Below are 2,592 nucleotides of genomic sequence, written 5' to 3' on the forward strand. Positions count from 1 at the left end.
GGCAGCCCCTTCCTCCCGGAGTCCCTCCATGCAGGCGTACGAGCTCCACACTCCCACCGGCGCCTCCAGCTGGACCCTCGTGGAGGCGCCCCAGACCCAACCGGGCCCCGGCCAGGCGCTCGTCCGCATCCACGCCGTCTCCCTCAACTACCGCGACCTCATCATCGCCCGCGGCACCTACCCCGGCCTCAAGCTCCCCCTCATCCCCTGCTCCGACGGCGCCGGCGAGGTCGTCGCCGTGGGCTCCGGCGTCACCCGCGTGAAGGTCGGCGACCGCGTGGCCCCCACCTTCTTCCAGGTCTGGACCGACGGTGAGCGCACCCCGGAGAAGGTCGCCCACGCGCTCGGAGGAAGCGTCCCCGGAGTCCTGGCGGAGTACGTCTGCCTGGACGCCGAAGGGCTCGTCCTCCTCCCGGACTGGCTCTCCTACGAGGAGGGCTCCACCCTCCCCTGCGCCGCCGTCACCGCCTGGAACGCGCTCGTCCCCCAGGGCGGCCTCAAGCGCGGGCAGACCGTGCTCGCGCAGGGCACCGGCGGCGTGTCCATCTTCGCGCTCCAGTTCGCCCGCCTCCTCGGGGCCCGCGTCCTCATCACCTCCAGCCAGGACGACAAGCTCCAGCGCGCGAAACAGCTGGGCGCGCAGGGGCTCATCAACTACCGCCAGACGCCGGACTGGGAGGAGGCCGTGCTCACGCTCACCGGCAACCAGGGCGTGGACCATGTGCTGGAGGTCGGCGGCGCGGGCACGCTGCCCCGCTCCATCGCGGCCACCAAGGAGGGCGGCCACATCGCGCTCATCGGCCTGCTCACCGGCGCCCCCGGCAAGCCGGACACCACCGCCACCAGCGCCAGGCACCTGCGCGTCGTCAGCACCTACGTGGGCAGCCGCGAGATGTTCGAGGACATGCTCAAGGCCATGTCCCTGGAGAAGACCCGGCCCGTCATCGACCGCGTCTTCCCCTTCGCCCAGGCTCGCGAAGCGCTCCAGTACATGGAGTCCGGCGGCCACTTCGGGAAGATCGTCATCACCCTGTGAGGCGTGGCTCTGGCGCACAGGTGACAGGCGCAGACAGAAAGCCGCCCACCCCCGCCCTGCCTCCGGCGTAACGTCCCGCGCGTTCCCAGCACCGAAAGGGTCCGCGCATGCGCCGCCTGTTGCCCCTCCTGCTGCTGCTCCTGATGCCGGTGCTCCCGGCGTCCGCGCAGCAGCCTCCTGACGCCACCCGCTTCTTCCCCTACACGCTGAACACCACGATCCTGCCCAACGGGCTCACCGTGGTGCGCGTGCCGTTCAACTCGCCCGGCATCGTCGCGTACGTCACCGCCGTGCGCGTGGGTTCGCGCAACGAGGTGGAGCCCGGCCGCACCGGCTTCGCCCACTTCTTCGAACACATGATGTTCAAGGGGACGAAGGCGAACCCGGAGGGCCAGCGCGAGCGCATCCTCGGCGGCTTCGGCTTCGACGACAACGCGTTCACCACCGACGACATCACCGTGTACCAGGTGTACGGCCCCACCGCCGGCCTGGAGAAGCTCATCGCGCTGGAGGCGGACCGCTTCCAGAACCTGGAGTACTCCGAGCCGGCCTTCCAGACGGAGGCGCTCGCCGTCCTGGGCGAGTACCACAAGAACGCCGCGGGCCCGGACCTCAAGCTGGAGGAGGCCCTGGTGAAGACGGCCTTCACCCGCCACACGTACCAGCACACCACGCTGGGCTTCTACGAAGACATCAAGGCCATGCCGCAGGCGTACGCCTACAGCCGCTCGTTCTTCGAGCGCTGGTACACGCCCGCCAACACCACCCTCTTCATCGTCGGTGACTTCAACGATGCGCAGGTGGTCTCCCAGGTGACCAAGGCCTACGGCGGATGGAAGCGCCAGCCCACCAGCGTCATCATCCCCACCGAGCCCCCGCAGACGAAGCAGCGCACCGTCCACGTGGACTGGCCGCAGCCCACGCAGCCGCGCCACGTGCTCGCGTGGCACACGCCCGCCGCCCGCGCGGACACGCCCGACGCCGCCATCCAGACCCTCCTCGCCGAGTACCTCGTGGGAGACACCAGCCCCGCGTACAAGGAACTGGTGCTGGAGAAGCAGTACGTCGAGTCGCTGAACGTCTACACCACGCCGCACCGCGACCCGTACCTGTTCCCCATCGACGCCACCTTGCAGGACGAGAAGTTCCGCGCCGACGTGGACGCCGTGCTGCGCCGCGAGGTGACGGCCCTGTCCGGCGGCCCGGTGGACGCCGTGCGCCTGAGGGCCATCCAAGACCACCTGCGCTACGGCCTGCTGATGGACCTGGAGACGCCGCGCGACGTGGCCATCGACCTGGCCCTCTATGCGGGCGTGATGGGCCGCCCCGACGCGCTCGCCAGCTATCTGAAGCAGCTGGGCAGCGTGACGCCGCAGCAGCTCACCCTGTTCGCGAGGAAGTACCTCGAGGACAAGAACCTCACCGTCCTCACCCTCACCCCCAAGGCCGTCGCCGCCGGAGGGACGCCGTGATGAAGACCCGCGCTACCGTGTCGCTCGTCCTGGCCGCCGCGCTGTCGCTCGCCGCCTGCGCCCACCACAAGCCCCCCCAGGAAC

2 protein-coding genes are annotated in these 2,592 nt (G+C 70.1%); both read left to right on the forward strand.

Translation table 11 applies throughout. The features are described 5' to 3' along the window. Nucleotides 1–28: 28 nt before the first annotated feature. Nucleotides 29–1,036 (forward strand): NAD(P)-dependent alcohol dehydrogenase, encoded by a 1,008-nt coding sequence (locus tag D7V80_RS40685; RefSeq protein ID WP_120593116.1) that lies wholly within the window; start codon nt 29–31, stop codon nt 1,034–1,036. A gap of 107 nt (nt 1,037–1,143) precedes the next feature. Beyond that, nucleotides 1,144–2,508 (forward strand): pitrilysin family protein, encoded by a 1,365-nt coding sequence (locus D7V80_RS40690; RefSeq protein WP_120593117.1) that lies wholly within the window; start codon nt 1,144–1,146, stop codon nt 2,506–2,508. The last annotated feature ends 84 nt before the right edge of the window (nt 2,509–2,592 follow it).

The sequence above is a fragment of the Corallococcus sp. CA054B genome (assembly GCF_003611625.1).
In the GTDB taxonomy this organism is placed as follows: domain Bacteria; phylum Myxococcota; class Myxococcia; order Myxococcales; family Myxococcaceae; genus Corallococcus; species Corallococcus coralloides.

Excerpts from the sequence above, each read along its gene's own strand:
- D7V80_RS40685 (WP_120593116.1), top strand. The coding sequence starts at position 29 with ATGCAGGCGTACGAGCTCCACACTCCCACCGGCGCCTCCAGCTGGACC.
- D7V80_RS40690 (WP_120593117.1), top strand. The coding sequence starts at position 1,144 with ATGCGCCGCCTGTTGCCCCTCCTGCTGCTGCTCCTGATGCCGGTGCTC.